Genomic DNA, 21,045 nt, shown 5'->3' on the forward strand with positions numbered 1-21,045 from the left:
TTATAGCAAAATAAACACAATTTGCAAACGCTTACAATGACTAATTTACACGTTTTCACAATTGTTTCAATTTGTTACAAGAAAAACAACAAGAAATGAAAGTGATACAATAAAGACATAGTAAATTACGAGGTAGATAATTTTATGAACTTAGAAAAAATCAATCAATTAACAAATTGGTTAAACGATCAAAACCTAAGTGGTGCAATCATCACAAACTATCATAGTGTTGCCTATTTAAGTGGCTTTGAATCCGACCCAATTGAACGTGTACTCGCTTTAGTACTATTTGCTGATCACGAGCCTTTTTTATTCGGTCCAGCACTTGAAGTTAATAGTATGAAAGAAAGTGGCTGGCAGTATGCAGCTTTTGGTTATGAAGACCAAGAAAATCCTTGGTCGAAGTTGGCTACGCACATTCAATCTGCGACTCATGGTACTTTTTTTGCCATCGAAGCAGATAATTTGACCGTGGCACGCTTGAATTTATTACAGGCAGCATTTCCAGCAGCCCAATTCATCACCGATGTCACTGACCAAATTAACAAGTTGCGACTCATCAAAACGCCAGCTGAGATTGAACACATGAAAGCTGCCGGACGCGATGCCGACCGTGCCTTTGAAATTGGCTTCCAAACATTAAAAGAAGGTGTCTCAGAACTCGCTGTCGCTGCTGAGCTAGAATATCAGCTCAAAAAATCTGGCGTGGTTGGCATGAGTTTTGAAACACTCGTTCAATTTGGTGATCATGCCGCTGATCCCCACGGTTCAACTTCAAGTCGCACATTAAATCCTGGTGAAATGGCACTATTTGATTTAGGTACAATGACAGAAGGCTACGCCTCAGATGCAACCAGAACAGTCGCATTTGGGCCAGTGAGTGATGAAGCCAAACGAATTCATGCTGTCACTTTAGAAGCTCAACTAGCAGCGCAATCTCAAGCAAAAATTGGCATGACAGCTAGTGAGTTAGATGCTGTGGCGCGTGACATTATTACCAAAGCTGGATATGGCGAATACTTTAATCACCGCCTTGGCCACGGCTTAGGATCTTCAGTACACGAATTTCCTTCAATTATGGCGGGCAATGACATGACCCTTGAAGAAGGCATGGTATTTTCAATTGAACCAGGTATTTATGTCCCTGGCGTTGCTGGTGTTCGAATCGAAGACAGTGGTTACATGAGTCGCGATGGCTTCGTGCCTTACACCCATACATCTAAAGAATTACTACAATTCTAAATTAAAAAAATGCGTTCAGTATATGAACGCATTTTTTAGTGTTGTATTTTGTTGATTGCCAATAGTAACACGGGTATCATAGTCACGGCGTTATTAAGCATGTGAATCGCAATATTATTCTGAATCGCACCCGTTTTTTTATAGACATAAGCTAACACCATACCCATGCTAGCATACATTAAATAACTCAAACCATCTGATAACGTAGTGGGAATCACACCCATATGTGGAAAAGCGAATATCACACCCGATAAAATAATATTACCCCACCACCAGTTACGTCGTAAAAAGTAATTGAGAACTAGCCCTCTAAATACCAGCTCTTCGACAACTGGCGCTAAGATTACAGCATAGATAATCATGGTAATCATTGTGACATTTAGATTTGAAGTCAACTGGTTGATGGCTTCCTCATTTGCTGTGGTGGCCTCACCTGTTAAATTGACTCTTAAGTTTGCAATGGTTAATTCAATAGCCAACATGAGCAACCACATGCCAACCAGCCACCAGAAGCTTTTCCTTTTTGGTGATGAAGTAGGTTGAAAAATTGGCGCTTTTGCCGTTACTTTTAGTAAGCGATAGGCATATATACCTACTGCTACATAAACCACCACCATAACCGATGCCCACAAAATCTGTTCCCACAAAACAGAACTCGCACTTGCTAGCCCCAAAAATCCAGGCGCAAGCATCAGCAAAAATATTACTAAACCAAAATTAATTATGCGAAGCCAAAGAGATTTAGGATTCGCAGTTTCCGTCATTTCAAGCATCATCTTCCTCAAATTGCGTTTTTTGCTTTTGCCAATATAACCAAATATACCCAATATTAACCAGTATAACTAATATGACGACTAACAAAATGGTTAACCAAAGTGTTAGATAATGATGATAGTATAACAGAAATACACTAATAAAGGCCACAATCGCAATCAATGGCAAAACAATGCGCGCTGCCAAATTAAACATTTAGCCCTCCAAATGAGTGTTGATAAACTCGGCAACAGCGCCTTCATTATTGGTTTTATCCAAAATCAAATTAGCAATGGCTTTGATTTCTGGTTTAGCATTAGCAACGGCTACGCCAACACCTGCGGCTTTAATTTGAGAAGCGTCATTCAAACTATCACCCAACGCGGCAACTTCATTATGCGTAATCCCTAATAAATCAGCTAACTCCAGCCCTGTCGAACCTTTATCACTGCCCTTTGGATTAAATTCTACATAGCGATCCGAACTATATGTTGTCAGCACTTGATCTGCTAGTTCTTGGTTGACGGCTTTATCAATCGCACGCAAAACTTCATGGTCAGTATGCTCAAAAATGACTTTCATGATTGGCTTTTCATGAGATAAAAAGTTCAAATCATCATTTGGCATTTCAACATACGGTACAGAGCGTTCGGACATATACGCTTGATCAGCTGATGAAATATTATGAATAAATAACGTATCAAGCGTATAAATATGGGTATCAATGTCGTTTTGAATCTGACCTAGTTTGAAAATTTCTTTAGCTAGGTTGAGTGACATGCCATGCTGTGCAACAATTTTCTCAGAACCATCACTGTGTACTTCAACAATAGCACCACCATTGTAGGACACAACATATTGCTTTTCTTGTCTGTTTAGTCCCAGAGTGGCTAACGTACCAAACACTGATTTGTATGATCTTCCTGTATTAGGAACAAAATAACCACCTTGTTGCACGAATTTTTGAACTGCTGTAATGTTATCGGGATGAATCGTGCCATCATCATTAAGTAACGTCTCATCGAGATCTGAAAGAATTAGCTTAATCATAGTTTTCTCCAATTAATTGTCTTACATTTACTATAAATGAATACGCTTACTTATTCAATACTTCACCCAACAACATCAAACGCGCACCGCATTGACCGCAACGATAACGGCCGACTTGAAAACGTCTATGTCTAAAAATATCATGCCCATTTTCGCATTGATAATGCCAGAGATGCTGGTTGGTTTGACGTTGACCAATGTCTGGGGCATAACGCGCACCTCCCACCTGTGACAATAATGCCTTGAAATCAATATCTTTGTGCCGATAACCTTTGTGTGCAAGATGTAAATGATAGTGAACTAGTTCATGCTTGATGATTTGCTCAAACATTGGTAAATTAGCCATTTTAGGGTTGAATTCTAATTGGTGTGTCGCCAACAAATAGCGGCCACCAGTTGTTTTCAATCGACTATTAAAACTAGCGTGGTGACGAAAAGGCTGATGAAACGCGGTCTTCGATATATGTTCAACCAATTGTTGTAATTCAAAGTTAGTCATTTTAGAATATTGTGTGTTTTCAAATATTTTTTAGCAACTGTCGCAGCTGATTGGTGCTTAACATTAACAGCGTAATTCATATTTTGCATGTCTTCGTTACTAATTTTGCCCGCCAAACGATTCAGCACTTGAGTAATTTTTGGATTTTTTTGGGCAAAATCTTGACGCATCAAAGCAGCACCTTGATAAATTGGGAAAAAATGCTGATTATCTGTCAACACTTTCAATCGATATTGAACCAGTTGCGAATCAGTTGAATAAGCATCGACCACATTCACTTGTCCCTGCTTGATTGCTTGATATCGTAAGTCAGGGTCTAAACTGACCGTGGGTATGTTTAGTCGATATTGCTTTTCGACACCCGGCATACCATCGGCACGATCCAAAAATTCAGCGGTCATGCCGGCTTTTGCATTAGGCAATTGCGTTAAATCACCAATTGTTTTCAAATGATACTTCGAAGCAGCCTTTTGGGTTACAGCAATCGCGTAGGTATCATTAAATTTCATGGGTTTTGTTAAAGTTAATTGCTGCTTTTGGGCAACTTTTAAAGCGGCATGATAGGTTGTCTGTGCATTGGCCCCAACTGGCAACGTTACAACAGGCTCAGACAAAGTTGCTGTGATAGTACCAGTAAATTCAGGATAAATATCAATTTTTTTACTCTTGAGTGCATTAAAAAGAAAACTTGTTTTGCCGAAATTCGGTTTCAAAATAATCTTGCTATTTGGTTCGACTGACTTAATCAAATCAGCGTACATATTAATCAAAATTTCTGGTTCAGAACCAAGTTTGCCAGCAATAGTAATCGTTTGCGTTGTTGATTTTTGAGGCAACATGGGAACCACACTCCCACCAATAAATAAAATAGCAAGCAAACCGATAAGCCACTTTTTTACTTTTAGTTTTGTAATCCAGTTAATTAAAGCACCTGCCAAAATGGCCATAATGGCCGAAGCCAACGCGCCAATTAAAATTAAATCGGTGTTATTACGATCAATACCCAGCAGGATGAAATCACCAAGCCCGCCCGCACCAATTAGTGCAGCTAGCGTTGCTGTCCCGATAATTAGCACTGTAGCCGTTCTTATACCAGCTATAATACTTGGCATAGCTAGTGGTATTTGCACTTTTCGCAGAACTTTTTTGCGCGGTAACCCTAGTGCATAGGCAGCATCAACAACGCCTTTATCAACACCAGTTAACCCCAAATAAGTATTTTGAAAAATAGGCAATAATGCATAAATAATTAGAGCAATCAGTGCAGCCGGCCAACCAATCCCAACAAGTGGTATCAGCAACCCCAGAACCGCCAATGATGGTAGTGTTTGCAAAATACCAGTTGCTTGTAATAACCATTCAGCGTATCGTCGATGTCGTTCAGACCAGATTGCCAGCGGTATTGCAATAACACCAGCAATCACAACTGCTGCAACTGTCAATTGGGTGTGTTGCCATAGTGCAGCCCAAAATTGCGACTGCCTTGATAATAATGTCTCCCACATGTCTTCCCCTCAATATTACAACAAAATCAGATCAACCGTTATTCTTGGAAAAGCATGACTATTATGACTTACTTTTTTTAAGTATTAGGTTGCTATCATTCTCTGTTGCTATGTTCCCAATTTTACCGACGATTTATTATTTGTCTTTGTCATTCATAACTTCTCTATTTAGCTTATCACAATCTTCATATTCTAACACACTATCAATATCATGACGAAAAAAATAAAAGTCCTAGCTTGAGCTAGAACAATCAATTAAATACGATCAATATATCCAAGCAATGTTTGAATATAATCTTCAAGATCTGTTTGGTCCTGCTTTGTAAAACGATTAAGTGTTGGTGAGTCAATATCTAAAACGCCTAGCTTTGTACCGTCTGCTTTTGTAATTGGTACGACAATTTCCGCATTAGAAATTGGGTCACAAACAATATGTCCAGAAAATGCTTTGACATCAGGCACAACAACAGTAGATTGCGCCGTAAAAGATTGACCAACAACGCCAGAATCAGGTGAAATAACTGTCACAGCTGGCTTACCTAAAAAGGGACCTAGTACCAATTGCTTCAACTGTTGGTCATATAGATAAAAACCGACCCAGTTAATATCATCGACATTTTGATGAAGAATAGCAGCTGCATTGGCATAATTAGCCAAAGTAAGTTTTTCGCTTTTCTCCCCCTGAATCCAAGTGTCCAAGATTTGTGCAATTAGCGACTTTGTTTGAACTTCTGACATCTGATTGACCTCCAATAGTCATTACTGACTTAATTAAATAAAAAAACCTGCACAAATATTTAACTATTTGTACAGGGACGACATGTCGTGGTACCACCCATTTTTGTGGGTATTCCCACCTTAATTCACAACAAAAATTGTTGCTAACATACGATAACGGTGCATCCGGTCTAATCAGCTTGCACCGATTGACGTGTATGATGAGTTCATCTTCGCACTATTAATTTGACGACTTTCACCAGACGTCGCTCGCTTTGCAAATTAATCGCACTACTCTTCTCAACACTTTTTGATATGAGTTGTCCATAATTCTACACTGATTATAAATAAGTGTCAACAAATTAATGTTGATGGGCCACGATGTAATCAACAGTTTGTTGTAATGTCACCAAATTTTCCGCATCTTCATCAGAAATTTCAACATTGAACATGTCTTCAACTTCCAATACTAACTCAACAAAATCAATTGAATCAGCGTCAATATCCGTCAAAAAATTAAGATTAGGTGTAATCGTATCGCGTTTCACATTGAAGCGCTCTGCAATCTCATCCGCCAACATATTATAAATTGTTTCTTTTTCTATTGCCATTAGAGTCTATTCTCCAGAATTTATATGTTAAAAACTAATTGTAACACAAATCATGCATTTTCTTCGTTTTGCAGTGCTTGCTTAGCTGCTTTTAAATCATCAGCATGCTCAGCAACAAATGTCTGAGTATCCCCAACCAAGTTATTCTCAATCATAATTTTAATTTGGCCCATTGTATTAGCAACAGCATTTGCTTTTGCGGAACCGTGTGTTTTGACAACTGGGGCATTAACACCCAAAATCACCGCGCCACCGGCTTCATTATAATCCAATTTCTTTTGAATTGTTTTAAAAGCTGGCTTTAGCAAAGCACCACCGATCTTCCCCGACAAACCTGAGGCCATGATAGCTGCTTTAATTTGTTTCAACATCATCAGTGCAGTACCTTCAGTGGCCTTAAGCGCTGCATTACCGGAAAATCCATCAGCAACAACCACATCAGCCGTCCCAGCTAATAGCTCACGAGCCTCAATGTTACCGACAAAATTAAAAGCATGCGAATTTTTCATCAATTGATGTGCCACTTTATGCACCTCATCGCCCTTATCCTCTTCAGCACCATTATTGAGCAACCGCACACGCGCATTCTCAATATTTAAAACGTGGGATGCGTAAAAACTACCTAAAATACCATATTGATATAAATGAACCGGCTTATTTTCAGCATTTGCACCCAAGTCCATGAATACAAATTGATCATGTGGCCCTTCAAAACTTGGCAAAGCAGTTGCCAAGGCGGGACGATCGACGCCTTTAATTCGGCCAACTAAAAAGATAGCACTAGACAACAAGGCACCCGTATTTCCCGCGCTAAACAAAGCATCTGCTTCACCCGCTTTTACAGCATTTGCTGCACGGACCATTGATGAGTCCTTCTTTCGGCGCATTGCTTTAACAGGTTCTTCTCCCATTTCAATCACTTCAGTTGTTGGCACCAAATTAATACGTGTCCAATCCTTTACTAAAGGTTTTACCTGATCTGCTGTCCCGTATAATTGAAATTCAATTTCTTGGTAGCGATCACGTGCCAGTTCGACACCTTTAACAATTTCTAATGGGGCAAAATCGCCGCCCATTGCATCAATAGCAATTTTCATGTATCCATCTCTTTCCGTACATCATTTATTTCTATAAATATAGTTCATTTTAACATTGTTTTGCTTTAACCGCTGGTAATGGCTCTAATCAAAATGTCGATAACGGGCCATTGTTCGTGACAAATAGGCCACTAAAGCTTGATTTTCTGGACGATCATCCCATTTTTTTTGACTAACTAAGTCAATTGCCTCTTGTTGCGCAATCGTCATCATGGTCAAATCTTTAACGGGATCACCAACCATGAATTCTGGCACACCGGCTTGCTTAGTACCTAAAATATCACCAGAGCCACGTAGTTCTAAATCTTTTTGTGCCAAAACAAAACCGTCAGTTGTTGACACCATAGCATCTAGACGGGCACGACCATAATCAGTTTTTGGATCGGCTACCAAAATAGCATAAGACTGACGAGAACCACGCCCAACACGACCTCTTAATTGGTGCAATTGCGCCAAACCAAATCTGTCCGCGTCCATAATCAACATAATACTAGCATTGGGTACATCAACACCGACTTCAATCACTGTGGTAGCAACTAAAATTTGAATGCGGTTGGCTTTAAAATCTGCCATTAAACTTTTTTTCTCATCGTTTGACAAACGGCCATGCAAAAGTCCAACCTGACTGTCTGGAAATTCAAGTTGCATCGCTTCATACATTGCTTGCGCATTTTGGACATCTAATGCTTCAGATTCCTCAATTAACGGTGTGACAACATATACTTGCGCACCGTCTTCTAGTTCATGGCGAACAAAACGTAGGGTTTGATCCAGTTGACTATGACTAATTTTGCGCGTTTGAATTATTTTTCGACCAGCGGGTAATTGATCAATAACTGATACATCCATCTCACCATACGCAGTGATAGCTAACGTACGTGGAATTGGCGTCGCCGTCATAGCCAAAATGTCAGGATTAACCCCATTTTCACGTAGTTTTGCGCGTTGATTAACACCAAAACGGTGTTGCTCATCAATGACCGCCAGACCCAAGTGATGAAACGCCACGTCAGGTTGAAGTAAGGCATGTGTGCCAACTAAAATATCAATATCACCATGAGCTAAGTCTTCCAATAATTGCCGCCGTTGTGCGACTTTGAGGCCACTCGTTAATAATTCGACACGTACAGACAAACCAGCTTGATCAAACATATTAGCCAAATTAATTGCATGTTGTTGCGCTAAAATTTCAGTTGGCGCCATCATAGCTGCCTGCATGCCAGCAGTAATAACTGCATACATTGCCATCGCGGCCACAACTGTTTTACCAGAACCAACATCCCCTTGCAGCAATCGGTTCATGTGGCGTGGTCTTTTTTGATCTTGCAAAATTTCTTGTATCACTTTTTTTTGTGCAGCCGTTAACGTGAATGGCAAGCTATTTTCAAAAGTTACCAAGGCAGTTTGATCATAAGCGACACCCTCACCAGCAAAATTTTGATCAGCCAGCTTCAGCAGCTGCAATCGCATTTGGAAAACAAAAAATTCTTCAAAGGCAGCGCTACGTCTTGCAGATTTAGCATGATCAGCATCACTTGGAAAGTGCATGTTTTCAATCTGTGTATTACGATCTAGGAGGCGATATTTATCACGCAGCCCTTTAGGCACTAATGAATCAACATGTCCGCGTACCTCAGACCAAGCTAGTTCAATCAAATGACGTATCGTTTTAGCACTAATTTGCTTCGTTGCAGGATAAATCGGCGACAAGGCGTCTATCGTGGCTTGAATCATTTTGATACCCGTCAAACCGGCTTTAGCAGCATCATACGTACCATAAACCGCCACCTCTTGGCCGACTTCAACATTTTGTGCAACCCAAGGCTGGTTAAAAAAAGACACCCGGACATTGTCATGGTCTATTAATAATCCGAAGCGCGTTTGCGAGCGTTTGCCAAAACGATTAACAATTGGTGGTGTGCTGACAATACCTTTAAAGGTCACTTTATCCCCATCTAGCGTCTCAGATGGCAACCGTTCACCAAGATCTTCGTAGCGAAATGGAAAATAATCGATCAAATCTTCAATTGTAAATATATCAATGTCATGGAGCGCAGTCAGGCGTTTTGGTCCCACACCGGGCAAAACATCAACATTATCAGTTAAAGTTATCATTTGCTATTTATTATATCATAAGAAAAAACGCCTATTAAGGCGTTCCAGAAGGTAGTAACCGGAGTCGAACCGGCGATGACGGTTTTGCAGACCGTTGCCTTACCACTTGGCTATACTACCATTTCGCGCTATCAATAAAATAACACCGCTTTTAATTATATAGAAAAAGTTATCAAATTACAAACGTTTCGTTATTTTTCGATAACCTCTCCGTTGACAATCTTGAATGTGCTATCAACACTACCGTCAGCGAGCCATACTGGCGTCTTGGTTTTGGGGTCCCACCAGCCCTTTATGCCTAAACGATCATCCAAAACTAAGTCGGTGCCATAAGGCAAATCTAGAATATTTTGCAATGAAGGTTCAATTGCTAATGCCGTTTCAATAATCAAGGGCATAAAATTGTCAGGTTGATCATTCCAAGCTTCCGTATCGTTGTCGGCAAACAAAAACCAGCCAGAATCCTGCGGTGTCGTAGGGGCTAATTCCCTGTATACCCAACGTAAACGACCTGTGCCATCAAGCAAATGTTTTGAAGCCAGCACAACGGCCTCCGGTTGATTAAATACTGAACGCATAACTGTTTATGTACGTTAGAACGCACTTTCCTCCTCAAAATAAAAATAAAATTCGTGATCACAATATCATAACTAACCAACACGATTTTCTAATAAAATAGCTTGTAAATCTTGCTCTATCTCAGGTGTTTTAACCCATTCTTCCCAGCCATCATACTCTAACGGTAATAATTGATAATGGGCATTAATATAAGCAGTGACTTTTTCAACATTGGTTGATTTTGGAATATTCATTTTTAAAATGCGAACTTCTTTAATATAGCCATGTTCTGCTGCATACTCTGCACGCCCATTTTGAGAAATATTTCCTAATTCAAAATAAACGGACCCATCATTTCGCGTGATTTGTTCAATTAAATCAAATGTTTCGTTCACTTTATACCTACCTTTTTATGTTTCACAAACTGTCTCACAACCAACCAGCTAGCCACCCAAATACTAAGTAAAATACCCAGCATGCCTAAAAGCATGGTCACAACTTCCATCATGAGGACTTTGGCATTCATAAACATTGCTAACGAATATTTTAACCGAATAAACCAAATTAGCAATGGCAAATTAGCCCCCAACACCCCGAAAAATAGTGTGTTGATAGCAGTACCTAGAATTTGCCCACCAATGATACGCGAATGCGCATACAAACTATTACTGGTCATATCTGGCGTTCTGTCAATCACCTCATTCAAATCAGCAATAATCGCCATTGCTGCTTCTGCTACAGCGCCTAGTAGTGAAATAACCATCACAACCATCGCCACATGACTAAATGACAAACCAACATTGAGCGATAGCCCTTCTAACTCTTCTGAATTTTCAGTTGAAAAGCCTTGAAACTGACCAAAATGTTGTGCCACAATAGCAATAATCATCAGAATAGCTACAACAATGAGACTTGTTTGAAAAGCTGTATTCGCCACAGCTTGATTATCCGATCCCAAATAAATCGCAATCGCTAAAATGACAATGCTGATAACAGCAGTCACAATATAGGGATTAAACTGCCAGTTAATCAAAATCATTAAAATAAAAATAACAATAAAATTAATTAACAATCCAAAAAACACTTTGAGTCCTTGATTACCACCGACAAAAATCATTAACATAAACAGTATTAAAATCAATAATCCAATTGCGTTCATGGTTTCACCACCTGTTGATGTTTAACAATTAGAGCAACTAGCGCACTCGTTACCGGAACTGCAATCACAATACCAATACCAGAAACAACCGTTTGTAAAATACCTAGATTCATAATTTGGTCTAAAATATATGGCCAATTATTGCCATTTCGCAACATTAGAAAGACCATTGGCATGGTTTCAGCAATAAAAATCATGAATAACACGTTGACTAACGTCCCCATAATATCACGACCAACATTCATGCCAGCGTGCCAATAATCTTTGAAATGATGAGCAATTTTTTCACGTCGCATGCCAAATAGCGCTGCCACAATATCAGCTGACTCATCCATAACAGCACCCAAAACACCAATGATAGTTTGTGCAATAAACAAAGTCGTTGGCACTTGCGTCACATAAGACATGGTTTCAAAATGGACGCCTTCATTGGCCGTCACCTTCAATGACACTAACATTAATATCATCGCTAATAGCGTTGCTAATAATGTCGACGCCAAAGTTACCGCCATTTGCAATGTTCTGCCAAGTACCAGTGCTAAACTTGAAAAAGCCACTAGCACAGCTAAAATAACAAAAATTAATAATACATTAGCATTTTTAACGTTAATATCAATTACTAAAGCAACAACAAATAAAATAATATTGATAATCAAACTTAATAACAACCAGCCGGTGGCACGCCATTTAACAAACAACAATAATAATGAAACTAACAGAACAAGTAACACACCAATTGTTGCATCACGTTTTAGCGATAAAATTCTGAGTTGCCTAGTACCATCAAGCAATAACTGATCACCGACATGATAACGATGCGTAACGGTTTGTGAATCAGTATATTGATTGGACAACGTCACTGTTCTATTGCGATTCAATAACTTGATTGTTAACCGCTGCGAATATACTTTGTCAGTATTCCCATGTTCGTCAGTCGTTTTTTGCGTCAATCGGGCTGTTTCATGAACGACCTGACCAACAGGTTGTTGATAAATAACAGCATCATGACGCAACAGCACCCATGTTAAAACTAATGCACCAAGCACCAACCAATATTTTTTTGTCTTTTGAAAGAAAATCAAATGTCTAACCGCCGATTTTTACCCGTCATCTGAACAGGCTTTGCTAAATATTTTATACGCTGCATGAGTCGTGCTGATTTGACAGGCTCAACACCATCTTTTGTCTGGGCTAAATAGCTTTCCAAGCCAATCATATCAAAATTAGAAGTAAAGAATGTGGTCAATTCGTTTTGCATACGATACTCTAAGATAATGCCAAGAATGGCGTCACGACTCCATGAGGTCAACGTGTCAGCCCCAATGTCATCCAAGATTAAATTAGAAACCGTTTTTGCCTTAGTTAGTAATTCGTCGAGTGATTCATCTTTGTGGTCAAAAGTGCCTTTTAAATCACTGATAAAAGACGGAAAATGTAGTAACATCACCTCTATATTATTGGCAGCAAGCGCATTAGCTAACGCCCCCATCAAGTAAGTTTTCCCAATACCAAAATCACCAGATAAATACAGTCCTTGAATAAAATCTGTTTTTCCACTAATCTTTTGTGACAAGATGTCCACAACTTCAGCCAGCGCTGTCATGCGCCCATTATCTTGAATGAGTGTCTGTAAGTCAGCGTCTTGAATAGCCTTTGGCATCTTGTATGCAGTTAACTTGCGACGCTGCATCAATTGTTGCCGCGTGTTTTCATCAGCAACATAATGTACTAACGGATAGCCTTTTTCAATTGTGAGTTGTGGATAATAGCCAGGATAAAGCGTTTTTTCCCCAGCCGCGATCTTATTTTTTTGCTGAATAAACTCATATAAGTCACCCATCTTGAGTTGAAAAGCATCTGATTTCAAATCATTTTGATGAGCATTCCAAAAAGTGCGAATGTCATCATCTTGACCGATAGACTCGATTATTTCAGCTAAGTTCGCCTTGTTAGCGTATTGTTTTTGAAATTGTTGCAGGACTTCTGATAAATTTTGCATATTAGTTTTTCGTCTTTATATTCTTTAATTTAGCCAAAGCTGCGGCTACATCTTGTTCCGACTTCTGTGGTGTTGTAGTCTCAGAACCACTCGCTAATTTAGGTTCAATACGTTTATTTTGACGTTTTGTCGCACGTGGATTATTAGTTTTAACAGCAGGCTGATACTTGTCAATGGCATCAAGTGCATTCTCCGCTGAATCAACTTTTAATTGCAGCCATGAATTAGCAATTGTTTCGGCAGTGTCAACATTCACCGTGTCACGATTGCGTTTGACCAACTCATACCAAACAAGCATGTTCACAACTTCAGCTTTTAAACGAATATCTCTGATCATCTTGTTGATAAAATAATATTCATTTCTCGTTACAAAGCCGCCGCCTTTTTTAAACTTAATGTCCTCAATGAAGGCGTTGGGAGCCAATGTCTGCGCATCTCGTATCAGTTGTAACATTTCTTGAGAGCGTTTTGTAGTAGCAGCAACTGGATGAACCAATTCATCATTGAACAATTCTGGCTTTTTGGTCACGCGACGTGAGTGAAGTATTTCTTGTAGTCGTTTTTCATCTAAATCATGCGTATCCAGCGTCATGGCTTGCGTCACGTAACCAGCCAACGTTGTTTCATTCAAACCATAGATAACGTGAGTCGCTGCAATAAAATCGCGATGTTTCGCCAATTGCGACGTTGTCGTACCGCGTACTAATTGAGAAAAGGCATCAAAATCAAAAGTGTCTTTTGCTTCCGGCAATGTTGGTGTTTCTGCAGCTGGCATGCTGGGTAAAACAGTGTTTGCTGTTGGCTTAAATACCTGTAAGAAATGTGCCGAAATATTATCCCCTTTGATAACAGGTTGTCCGTGGTGCCCATATCGTTCTTGTAAAGTGACAAAACGCGCTTCACCAACAAATTTAAAAAGCAATCCTGCCAACAATTGTTCCTGAAAGAATGCTGTCGCATCAAGTGGTGGAAACATTTGATAGGTGTATATTTCACCTAAGCTATCTTCAGTAAAATAAGTTTTGATGAGACCAACCGCCTCTAAACGGCGCCTCACTTTGACAAAATCGGGCAAGCTCATGTTAAGACTGTCAAGAACAAAATTATGATCTTCACGGTGATGCAATTGCGTATTGTAAGGTACTTCATTTACCAATAAGTGATATAAAGCATAACCCGTGGCACCTATAAACGGCGTATAAAGATTGAAAGTACGATCTAAATCAGCAGAAGTAACCGGTGCTTGAGATTGGACGAAGACACCTGCTTTTGCATGAAATTCAATTTTTCCATCAGTTGGTGTTGTCATTGGCAGCAATTTCCTTTAAATTTTCTATCAAAGCGGCCACTTGTTGTGTCAGTGATTTTTGATCTTGATTATTGTCGATAACATAATCAGCTTGAGCTACTTTATCTTTGAGTGGCAGCTGCGACCGGATGCGATTACGCGCTTGTGAATCAGATAGCTGGTTGCGTAGTTTCAATCGTTCGAGCTGAGTTGCCTCATCAGTTGTAACCACAATAATTTTATCTATTTTACCATCTTTTTCGTAATTTCTTTCAAATAACAATGGTACATCCAAAATTAAAATTGGCACTTGTTGCATACGCCAAAAGTTAATTTTGTCCGCCATTGCTCGGCTAATAGCTGGTTGCATAATATCATTTAAACGTGCTAGTTCTTGACGATTTGAGAAAACGATATCACCCAATCGCCGACGATTTAGGACACCATTATCAATGACGCTTGGTCCAAAAGCCAATTTGATTTTCTCAAGTGTCGTTGTGCCAGGTTCAACAACTTCACGAGCAACCACATCTGCATCAACAATTGGTAGCCCTGCATCCCGCAGCATACCACTAACCGTTGATTTACCTGTTGCAATCCCACCTGTCAATCCTACTAAAAGCATGCTATTACCTCTTAACTACCTTATCAATCTAATTTCACCTGACAAAATGGGCAAAATGTTGTGCCGCGTTGGCCAACTTTTATTTTTACCATCGGTGTTCCGCAACGCAGACATGGTTCACCTACTCGCCCGTATGCCTCTAACTCGTTTTGAAATTTACCAACTTCGCCAAACACATTGCTAAAACTATGCACAGTCGTCCCGTGATGTTTAATTGCCCGTGCTATTTCCGAAATGATATTGGAACGCAATACCGCCAACTGTGACTCAGACAATTGATTGGTTGGGGTTTCTGGGTGAATTTTGCTCTGCCACAATACCTCGTCAGCATAAATATTACCAATACCGGCTATCTGATTTTGATCTAATAAAAAAGTTTTGATTGGTTTTTTTGACTTTGAAAAGGCGTTAATCATATATGGCAATGTCAAATCAACCTCGGTTGGTTCTGGTCCTAATTTTGCCAATGATGGTGAAACTATACTTTCATGCCCAGTAGTGGCGAGTACCATACGTCCAAAACGGCGCGTATCATTGTAAAACAAAGCACGATCATCTGCTAGTTCAAATATAATTTCTGTGTGTTTGTAAGGTGTAGTACCAATCGGTTCAACAGAATATTGCCCCTCCATTCTTAAATGAGAAACAATTGTGTGTTGATTCGACAACCGCAGCAACAAATATTTACCGCGTCGATCAATTTTCGTAAACGTCGCTTGCATGACACCCGTCACAAACGCTTGTGAATCACCGGTAATTACCTTTGGATAGGGCACATTCACAGCAGTTACTGTCGCACCAATAATTAATTTTTCTAGTCCGCGACGGACCGTTTCAACTTCGGGAAGTTCTGGCATTGCCACTCCTATATACTGTCAATTCTATACGCTTATTTTTTAGGGCTAATTTTTATTTATCAAATTTAGCTAAACCTATTTTAACACACTGGTACCTACCCCTTCAGGCAAAAACTTTTGATGTCAAAAAAAACCAGCATTGAATTGCTAGTCACGTTTTTTAGCCCATTTAGGCTTACCTTTATTTTTTGAGTGCTTAGCCCGCTTCTTTTTTCGCTCAGGCAAATCATTTTTTGCCGCTACTTTGACAGGCAAATGTTTTTTTGATGGTGATGATGTTATGCTGGGCTCTTTTGCACTATCAGTATCCACTTTTGATGGCGCAATGATTGCCTGTTGCTTGTTAGCAACTGTTTTTGTAGATGGTTCAAAAGTGTTGTCAGCTTTGATCAACGTAAACTTATCACCAAGCTCACGCTTTAAGTTACGAATATCATGATCATTACCTAAGTTCAAAACCCTACCGTTTTTACCCATACGACCAGTTCGACCGGTTCGATGAACATAAGTTTTCAAACGTTCAGGCAATTGTGCATTGACCACTAATGGCAAATTATCAATGTCAAGGCCACGTGCGGCAACATCTGTGACCAGTAAAAGGGCCACTTCGCCTTTTTTAAACAGTCTCAATGCGTCAGCACGTTGCACTTGTCGTTTGTCATTACTACCGATGCTCATAACACTGACATGTGCATGGCGCAACGTTGCCTGCATTGATACGAGTGCACTAATTGTATTAAAGAATACTAATGCTTGTTGATTATGGCGAGCTAATTGGATTAGTATTTTTTCTTTTGCACGTTGGTCGACGTATTGAAATTCATGTTTGATGTTAGCCGGTGCGTCAGTTCCAACCGAAATTGGGTGTACTTTTTGATTAAATACAGTGTTTACGTACTGCAAATCTGCACCAGAAGTAGCTGAAAATAACCCCAATTGCAAATTTGTTGGTAACTGATCGGCTAACGCCTCTAAACTATCATGCCGTTCTTCGGTCAACATCGCATCAGCCTCATCAAAAATGACAGCCTTTATGTTGTCTAATTTTAATACCCCACCTTCAAGCATTGTTAGCACACGTCCAAGCGTCCCTACAACAATTTGTGGTTTATCTTTTTTGAGTTTTTCAGCTTGTCGACGTCCATTGGCGCCGCCAATGAGACTAGCAACACTCACGCCCACCAAAGCGCCCCACTCTCGCGCTACTTGGGTTGTTTGCATGGCTAATTCTTGACTAGGTGCTAAAATTAAAACTTGCGTTCGCTTTAAATTAGCGTCAACTTGAGATAACATTGGCAAAACGAAGGCTAATGTTTTCCCCGTCCCAGTTGGGGCCAATCCAAAAATAGAATCACCATCGATTAAACGTTGCCAAACAGCATTCTGGATGGGGGTTGGTTGCTCAAAAACAGCACTAAATTTTTCTAAAAGTTCTAGTTTCATATTAATCCTTTATATCAGCAGGAAATACAATACCAGCTGATTGTCGTAAATCAAATAATGTTTGATTAACCTGCTTAGCAAGTTGCCACCATTGTTGATAACGAACATGTTCATTTATGGGATCAGTAATGACCCGTGAAAAATCTGATGCTTCAGCAACCATTGGATTACTTGTCCCTGCCACCCCAATGTTATCCGCATTACCATCGCCATCATGGTAGGTTATAGTGTTTAGTTCTGCAATATTGTTTGTTGAAATTGTCTCTTTCAAGCCATAAATTTCGCTCGATAGATAAGAGTTGGCATTTTTTCCAAAAATAACTGTCACATTAAATTGATCATAGAATAGATTAGCAGTCCCGCGCCCGTCTGCACCATTATTTAAAAGTGTTGGCAAATATTGTACCGCCCTTGGTGCACCAAATAAAGCAATCGCCGCATATATAGGATAGACACCCAAATCATACAATGCACCGCCACTAAATTCACGTGTCAAAACATTGGGTTCTTGGCCTTCCAAATAAGCATCATAACGTGAGGAATACTTTTGATAAACAAATGTAGCGCCCTGCACTTGTGGCAATTCAATCACAGCTTGTTGCATCAGCTTGAAGTTTGATTGATGAACATGACGTGCTGCCTCAAAAACACGTACATTTTCATGCCGCGTCAATAGCTCTTCAATTATCGCAAATTCCGTTGGATTACTAAATGATGGCTTCTCGACAATCACATGCACATCTGAGGCAATCGCTACCTTAGCTTGTTCAAAGTGCAGCGCATTAGGAGACGCAATATACACCACATCAATATTTGTGTATAAATCACTCAAAGTGGTAACCACCGCTACATTATCAGTGTCAGTGTCGAGATCAGCCAAAAAAGCGTTTCCTTTTTCTTCTGTACGTGAATACACTGTTGTCAATGTATAGCTACCAGTTTGCAGCGCTGCCTCAACGAACATTTTTGAAATCCAGTTAGTGCCAATAATACCTAATTTAATCATTTATATGCCTCGAATTGTTTCTTTGTGCCATTGAAGACTGACGTTGGCATTTTGACTGCTTTCAAACCTGAACCAATTGTACGATCCTCATCGTATTGAATAAATTGATTCTCTGCTGCCTTGTTATCGGTATTGTCTTCAATCAACCAGTATTTGGTATCTTTAATTGTGTCAGATAGTTGCTTTTGAACCGCAGGCGTTGTGTAAATCACAATGTCATGGGTATAATGCGAATAAAGTGTCTGAATGAGCGATGCTAAACGCTGTGCATCAGTTGCCGTTGAAATTTGGTCATCCGGCACCTGAATCGCAATTGGCAACTCACCAATCTGATTCCCAACATTATCAATAAAATATTGTGCTTGCACAGCAGCTGTGGTGTTTGAGCTATAAACTTGAATGGCACCGACTTTCAGCTTAGCAGATTTAGCTCGTGTATAGCTGCTTTTATAGCCATCATCAGCGAAAGAATTACCTGAAGTAGCACGCAAATAAGCAAAATCAATGCCGTTATTGGCTAAATTTTGAAAGTCCACATAACCTGAAGTCTGATTAATCGCCACACCTTGTACAGCAAAACCCGTTGGTGTCACATCAGTATTAACAATGACAGGCTTGGCAAATACCCAGATTACAAAGGAGCCCACGATTCCCACAAGAATGAGTAACCAGGTCGTAAAAGTTAGTGATTTTTTGGTTTTATATGATGATGATTTTTTCGTTGAATTATCCATAGTCACTATTATACAAGAAAAAACGCTACTGCGCTGATTAAGCTGTTCATTTATATCATACGATTTTTGCAACAAAAAGCTTGTAAATAATTATTATTCATGGGAAAATGAGCAGATACACTAACTTTTATTCAGGAGAATACCATGTCATTAGAAACGCAACTCAACAAGTACGCTGAACTCATTGTCAAAAAAGGCGTCAATGTGCAGCCTGGTCAAACAATTATTTTGTATGCTGCTGTTGATGAAGCCTACTTTGCTCATAAAATCGTGGCCGCTGCTTATGAGGCTGGTGCCCGTGAAGTGGTGATGGAATGGTCAGACCAAACAATTGCAAAAGCATTTCTTGATCATGCACCAGAAGATCGTTTAACAACGGTTCCCAACTATACCGTTGCCAAAGCAAATGAATTGATGGATCAATACGCTTCACGTATTTCACTTGTATCACAAGATCCTGATGGTTTAGCTGGCGTTGATGCAGAGCGTCTTCACACATTGACAAAGGCTAACCAAAAAGCTTTGGGTCGTGTTCGTGAAGCAACCATGAAAGATGACATTTCATGGTTGGTAGTTGCTGCTGCCGGACAAGCTTGGGCGGAAAAAGTTTTCCCTGACCTCAAGGGTGAAGAAGCAGTCAATCGCTTGTGGGCTGAAATTTTGAAAGACGTTCGTGTTGATGATGAAACGGACGCCATTGCCAACTGGGACACGCATATTGAAACATTGAAAAATAAAGCCGATTGGTTGAACAGTCAAAACTTTAAATCATTACATTATCATAATGCTAAGTCAGACTTTACAATTGGTTTAGCAACAGGTCATATTTGGGAAGCAGCTTTTTCGTACGATAAAGCTGGCAACGTCTTTATTCCAAACATGCCAACCGAAGAGGTCTTCACAGCGCCTGACAACCGTAATATCCAAGGTCATGTGGCAGCAACATTACCACTTTCATATCAAGGTAACTTGATTGAAGACATTGAATTAGATTTTGAAAATGGTCGTATTGTGAAAGCTTCTGCCTCAAAGGGTTTGCCTGTTTTGCAGAAACTAATTGATACAGATGAAGGTGCCAAATCATTGGGTGAGGTCTCACTTGTGCCTGATCCTTCACCAATTGCCCAAGGCGGTGTGTTGTTCTACAACACGTTGTTTGATGAAAATGCCTCTGATCACTTGGCGATTGGCGCTGCCTATGCTTCAAATATTGCTGGTGGTAAAACTGATCAACCAGAAGATTTGGCAAAACGTGGTTGGAATATTTCAGATGTTCATGTTGACTTTATGGTTGGTTCAGCCGATATGTCAATCGATGGTATCACGCAAGATGGTCAAATTGTCCCAGTCTTTAGAAATGGTGATTGGGCTTAACATCTATTTGGGAGAAGCTTCAAGATGATCAATAATTTATTAGACAAATGGGATGGCGGTCGTTCATTAAAAGAGCGGCTTTATGACTTATTTTTCATTGCTATTATCGCCGCCATTGGTCATCTTGATTTTTGGCATACGAGTCCCAAGACAAGTATGGCAACAGCTGTCACGATTATTATGGCAACTGTGATTGCACTGCTCTATCTGTTGCAATTACCCCGCCTGAAAAATAATTCTGATGTTCCTTATAAATTAACATTTTTCTTTTATGTCATTTATGTCATTAGTACATTTATTTTGACCAGTACGTTGACGCGTGATGTACTTGCATTGAGCTACTGGCCACGTTTAGCAACTTTTGTCATTATAGAGGCAATCATGATGACACGTGTCATGCATGATCATTAAAA

At 39.7% G+C, this 21,045-nt stretch carries 23 protein-coding genes and 1 tRNA gene; 3 read left to right on the forward strand and 21 right to left on the reverse strand.

Annotated elements, in window-relative coordinates; translation table 11 throughout:
* The first annotated feature begins 144 nt into the window (after window positions 1-144).
* The gene (locus IEU65_RS01645) at window positions 145-1,242 is read left to right on the forward strand and encodes a M24 family metallopeptidase (RefSeq protein ID WP_010285943.1); all 1,098 of its coding nucleotides are present in this window, start codon (window positions 145-147) and stop codon (window positions 1,240-1,242) included.
* Window positions 1,243-1,277: 35 nt separating this feature from the next.
* On the opposite strand, the gene IEU65_RS01650 is transcribed toward IEU65_RS01645, so the two are convergent.
* The 21 genes from IEU65_RS01650 to IEU65_RS01750 form a co-directional block, all read right to left on the reverse strand.
* Window positions 1,278-2,015, reverse strand: a complete 738-nt coding sequence (locus IEU65_RS01650) for a CPBP family intramembrane glutamic endopeptidase (protein ID WP_010285942.1) — start codon at window positions 2,013-2,015, stop codon at window positions 1,278-1,280.
* On the reverse strand, window positions 2,008-2,211 hold the full coding sequence (locus IEU65_RS01655) for a hypothetical protein (RefSeq protein WP_010285934.1): 204 nt from the start codon (window positions 2,209-2,211) through the stop codon (window positions 2,008-2,010). The genes IEU65_RS01650 and IEU65_RS01655 overlap by 8 nt, the downstream gene beginning before the upstream one ends.
* Window positions 2,212-3,045 carry a Cof-type HAD-IIB family hydrolase gene (locus tag IEU65_RS01660; protein WP_010285928.1) on the reverse strand — a complete coding sequence of 278 codons (834 nt, stop codon included), beginning with the start codon at window positions 3,043-3,045 and terminating at the stop codon, window positions 2,212-2,214.
* Window positions 3,046-3,091: 46 nt separating this feature from the next.
* Entirely contained in the window at window positions 3,092-3,544 is a 453-nt protein-coding gene (locus IEU65_RS01665) for a SprT family protein (protein WP_010285917.1), read from the reverse strand.
* The gene (locus tag IEU65_RS01670; protein ID WP_010285914.1) at window positions 3,541-5,049 is read right to left on the reverse strand and encodes an ABC transporter permease/substrate-binding protein; all 1,509 of its coding nucleotides are present in this window, start codon (window positions 5,047-5,049) and stop codon (window positions 3,541-3,543) included. The genes IEU65_RS01665 and IEU65_RS01670 overlap by 4 nt, the downstream gene beginning before the upstream one ends.
* A 255-nt stretch (window positions 5,050-5,304) precedes the next feature.
* Window positions 5,305-5,787: a free L-methionine (R)-S-oxide reductase MsrC gene (gene msrC, locus IEU65_RS01675; protein WP_010285911.1), complete on the reverse strand. Its 483-nt coding sequence runs from the start codon at window positions 5,785-5,787 to the stop codon at window positions 5,305-5,307.
* 341 nt (window positions 5,788-6,128) lie between these two features.
* On the reverse strand, window positions 6,129-6,377 hold the full coding sequence (acpP, locus tag IEU65_RS01680) for an acyl carrier protein (protein ID WP_010285909.1): 249 nt from the start codon (window positions 6,375-6,377) through the stop codon (window positions 6,129-6,131).
* Between the two features lie 50 nt (window positions 6,378-6,427).
* Complete coding sequence (gene plsX / locus IEU65_RS01685) at window positions 6,428-7,474, reverse strand: phosphate acyltransferase PlsX (protein ID WP_010285908.1); 1,047 nt, start codon at window positions 7,472-7,474, stop codon at window positions 6,428-6,430.
* An 84-nt stretch (window positions 7,475-7,558) separates the two neighbouring features.
* Window positions 7,559-9,589 carry an ATP-dependent DNA helicase RecG gene (gene recG / locus IEU65_RS01690; protein ID WP_010285905.1) on the reverse strand — a complete coding sequence of 677 codons (2,031 nt, stop codon included), beginning with the start codon at window positions 9,587-9,589 and terminating at the stop codon, window positions 7,559-7,561.
* A gap of 49 nt (window positions 9,590-9,638) precedes the next feature.
* A tRNA-Cys gene (locus IEU65_RS01695) sits at window positions 9,639-9,709 on the reverse strand.
* 71 nt (window positions 9,710-9,780) lie between these two features.
* Entirely contained in the window at window positions 9,781-10,167 is a 387-nt protein-coding gene (locus IEU65_RS01700; RefSeq protein ID WP_010285903.1) for an immunity protein Imm33 domain-containing protein, read from the reverse strand.
* 72 nt (window positions 10,168-10,239) lie between these two features.
* A complete protein-coding gene (locus IEU65_RS01705; RefSeq protein ID WP_004915431.1) occupies window positions 10,240-10,542 on the reverse strand; it encodes a hypothetical protein in 303 nt (100 codons plus the stop codon).
* Window positions 10,539-11,306 carry a YibE/F family protein gene (locus IEU65_RS01710; protein WP_010285893.1) on the reverse strand — a complete coding sequence of 256 codons (768 nt, stop codon included), beginning with the start codon at window positions 11,304-11,306 and terminating at the stop codon, window positions 10,539-10,541. The genes IEU65_RS01705 and IEU65_RS01710 overlap by 4 nt, the downstream gene beginning before the upstream one ends.
* Window positions 11,303-12,388 (reverse strand): YibE/F family protein, encoded by a 1,086-nt coding sequence (locus IEU65_RS01715; RefSeq protein WP_010285891.1) that lies wholly within the window; start codon window positions 12,386-12,388, stop codon window positions 11,303-11,305. The genes IEU65_RS01710 and IEU65_RS01715 overlap by 4 nt, the downstream gene beginning before the upstream one ends.
* Window positions 12,385-13,305, reverse strand: a complete 921-nt coding sequence (gene dnaI / locus IEU65_RS01720; RefSeq protein WP_010285889.1) for a primosomal protein DnaI — start codon at window positions 13,303-13,305, stop codon at window positions 12,385-12,387. The genes IEU65_RS01715 and dnaI overlap by 4 nt, the downstream gene beginning before the upstream one ends.
* A 1-nt stretch (window position 13,306) precedes the next feature.
* Window positions 13,307-14,614 carry a DnaD domain protein gene (locus tag IEU65_RS01725; RefSeq protein WP_010285877.1) on the reverse strand — a complete coding sequence of 436 codons (1,308 nt, stop codon included), beginning with the start codon at window positions 14,612-14,614 and terminating at the stop codon, window positions 13,307-13,309.
* Window positions 14,598-15,218, reverse strand: a complete 621-nt coding sequence (gene coaE, locus IEU65_RS01730) for a dephospho-CoA kinase (RefSeq protein ID WP_010285875.1) — start codon at window positions 15,216-15,218, stop codon at window positions 14,598-14,600. The genes IEU65_RS01725 and coaE overlap by 17 nt, the downstream gene beginning before the upstream one ends.
* 23 nt (window positions 15,219-15,241) lie before the next feature.
* On the reverse strand, window positions 15,242-16,075 hold the full coding sequence (mutM, locus tag IEU65_RS01735) for a bifunctional DNA-formamidopyrimidine glycosylase/DNA-(apurinic or apyrimidinic site) lyase (RefSeq protein WP_010285874.1): 834 nt from the start codon (window positions 16,073-16,075) through the stop codon (window positions 15,242-15,244).
* Window positions 16,076-16,222: 147 nt separating this feature from the next.
* Window positions 16,223-17,518: a DEAD/DEAH box helicase gene (locus IEU65_RS01740; protein ID WP_010285872.1), complete on the reverse strand. Its 1,296-nt coding sequence runs from the start codon at window positions 17,516-17,518 to the stop codon at window positions 16,223-16,225.
* Window position 17,519: 1 nt separating this feature from the next.
* The gene (locus IEU65_RS01745; protein WP_010285869.1) at window positions 17,520-18,524 is read right to left on the reverse strand and encodes a Gfo/Idh/MocA family protein; all 1,005 of its coding nucleotides are present in this window, start codon (window positions 18,522-18,524) and stop codon (window positions 17,520-17,522) included.
* Entirely contained in the window at window positions 18,521-19,258 is a 738-nt protein-coding gene (locus IEU65_RS01750) for a GH25 family lysozyme (protein WP_010285868.1), read from the reverse strand. The genes IEU65_RS01745 and IEU65_RS01750 overlap by 4 nt, the downstream gene beginning before the upstream one ends.
* Before the next feature lie 144 nt (window positions 19,259-19,402).
* Between IEU65_RS01750 and IEU65_RS01755 the strand changes: the two genes are divergently transcribed.
* Together IEU65_RS01755 and IEU65_RS01760 are read left to right on the forward strand one after the other, a co-directional pair.
* Window positions 19,403-20,632: an aminopeptidase gene (locus IEU65_RS01755; protein WP_010285866.1), complete on the forward strand. Its 1,230-nt coding sequence runs from the start codon at window positions 19,403-19,405 to the stop codon at window positions 20,630-20,632.
* 24 nt (window positions 20,633-20,656) lie between these two features.
* A complete protein-coding gene (locus tag IEU65_RS01760) occupies window positions 20,657-21,043 on the forward strand; it encodes a hypothetical protein (protein WP_010285864.1) in 387 nt (128 codons plus the stop codon).
* The last annotated feature ends 2 nt before the right edge of the window (window positions 21,044-21,045 follow it).

This window comes from Leuconostoc pseudomesenteroides KCTC 3652, assembly GCF_014634745.1.
GTDB lineage: Bacteria > Bacillota > Bacilli > Lactobacillales > Lactobacillaceae > Leuconostoc > Leuconostoc pseudomesenteroides.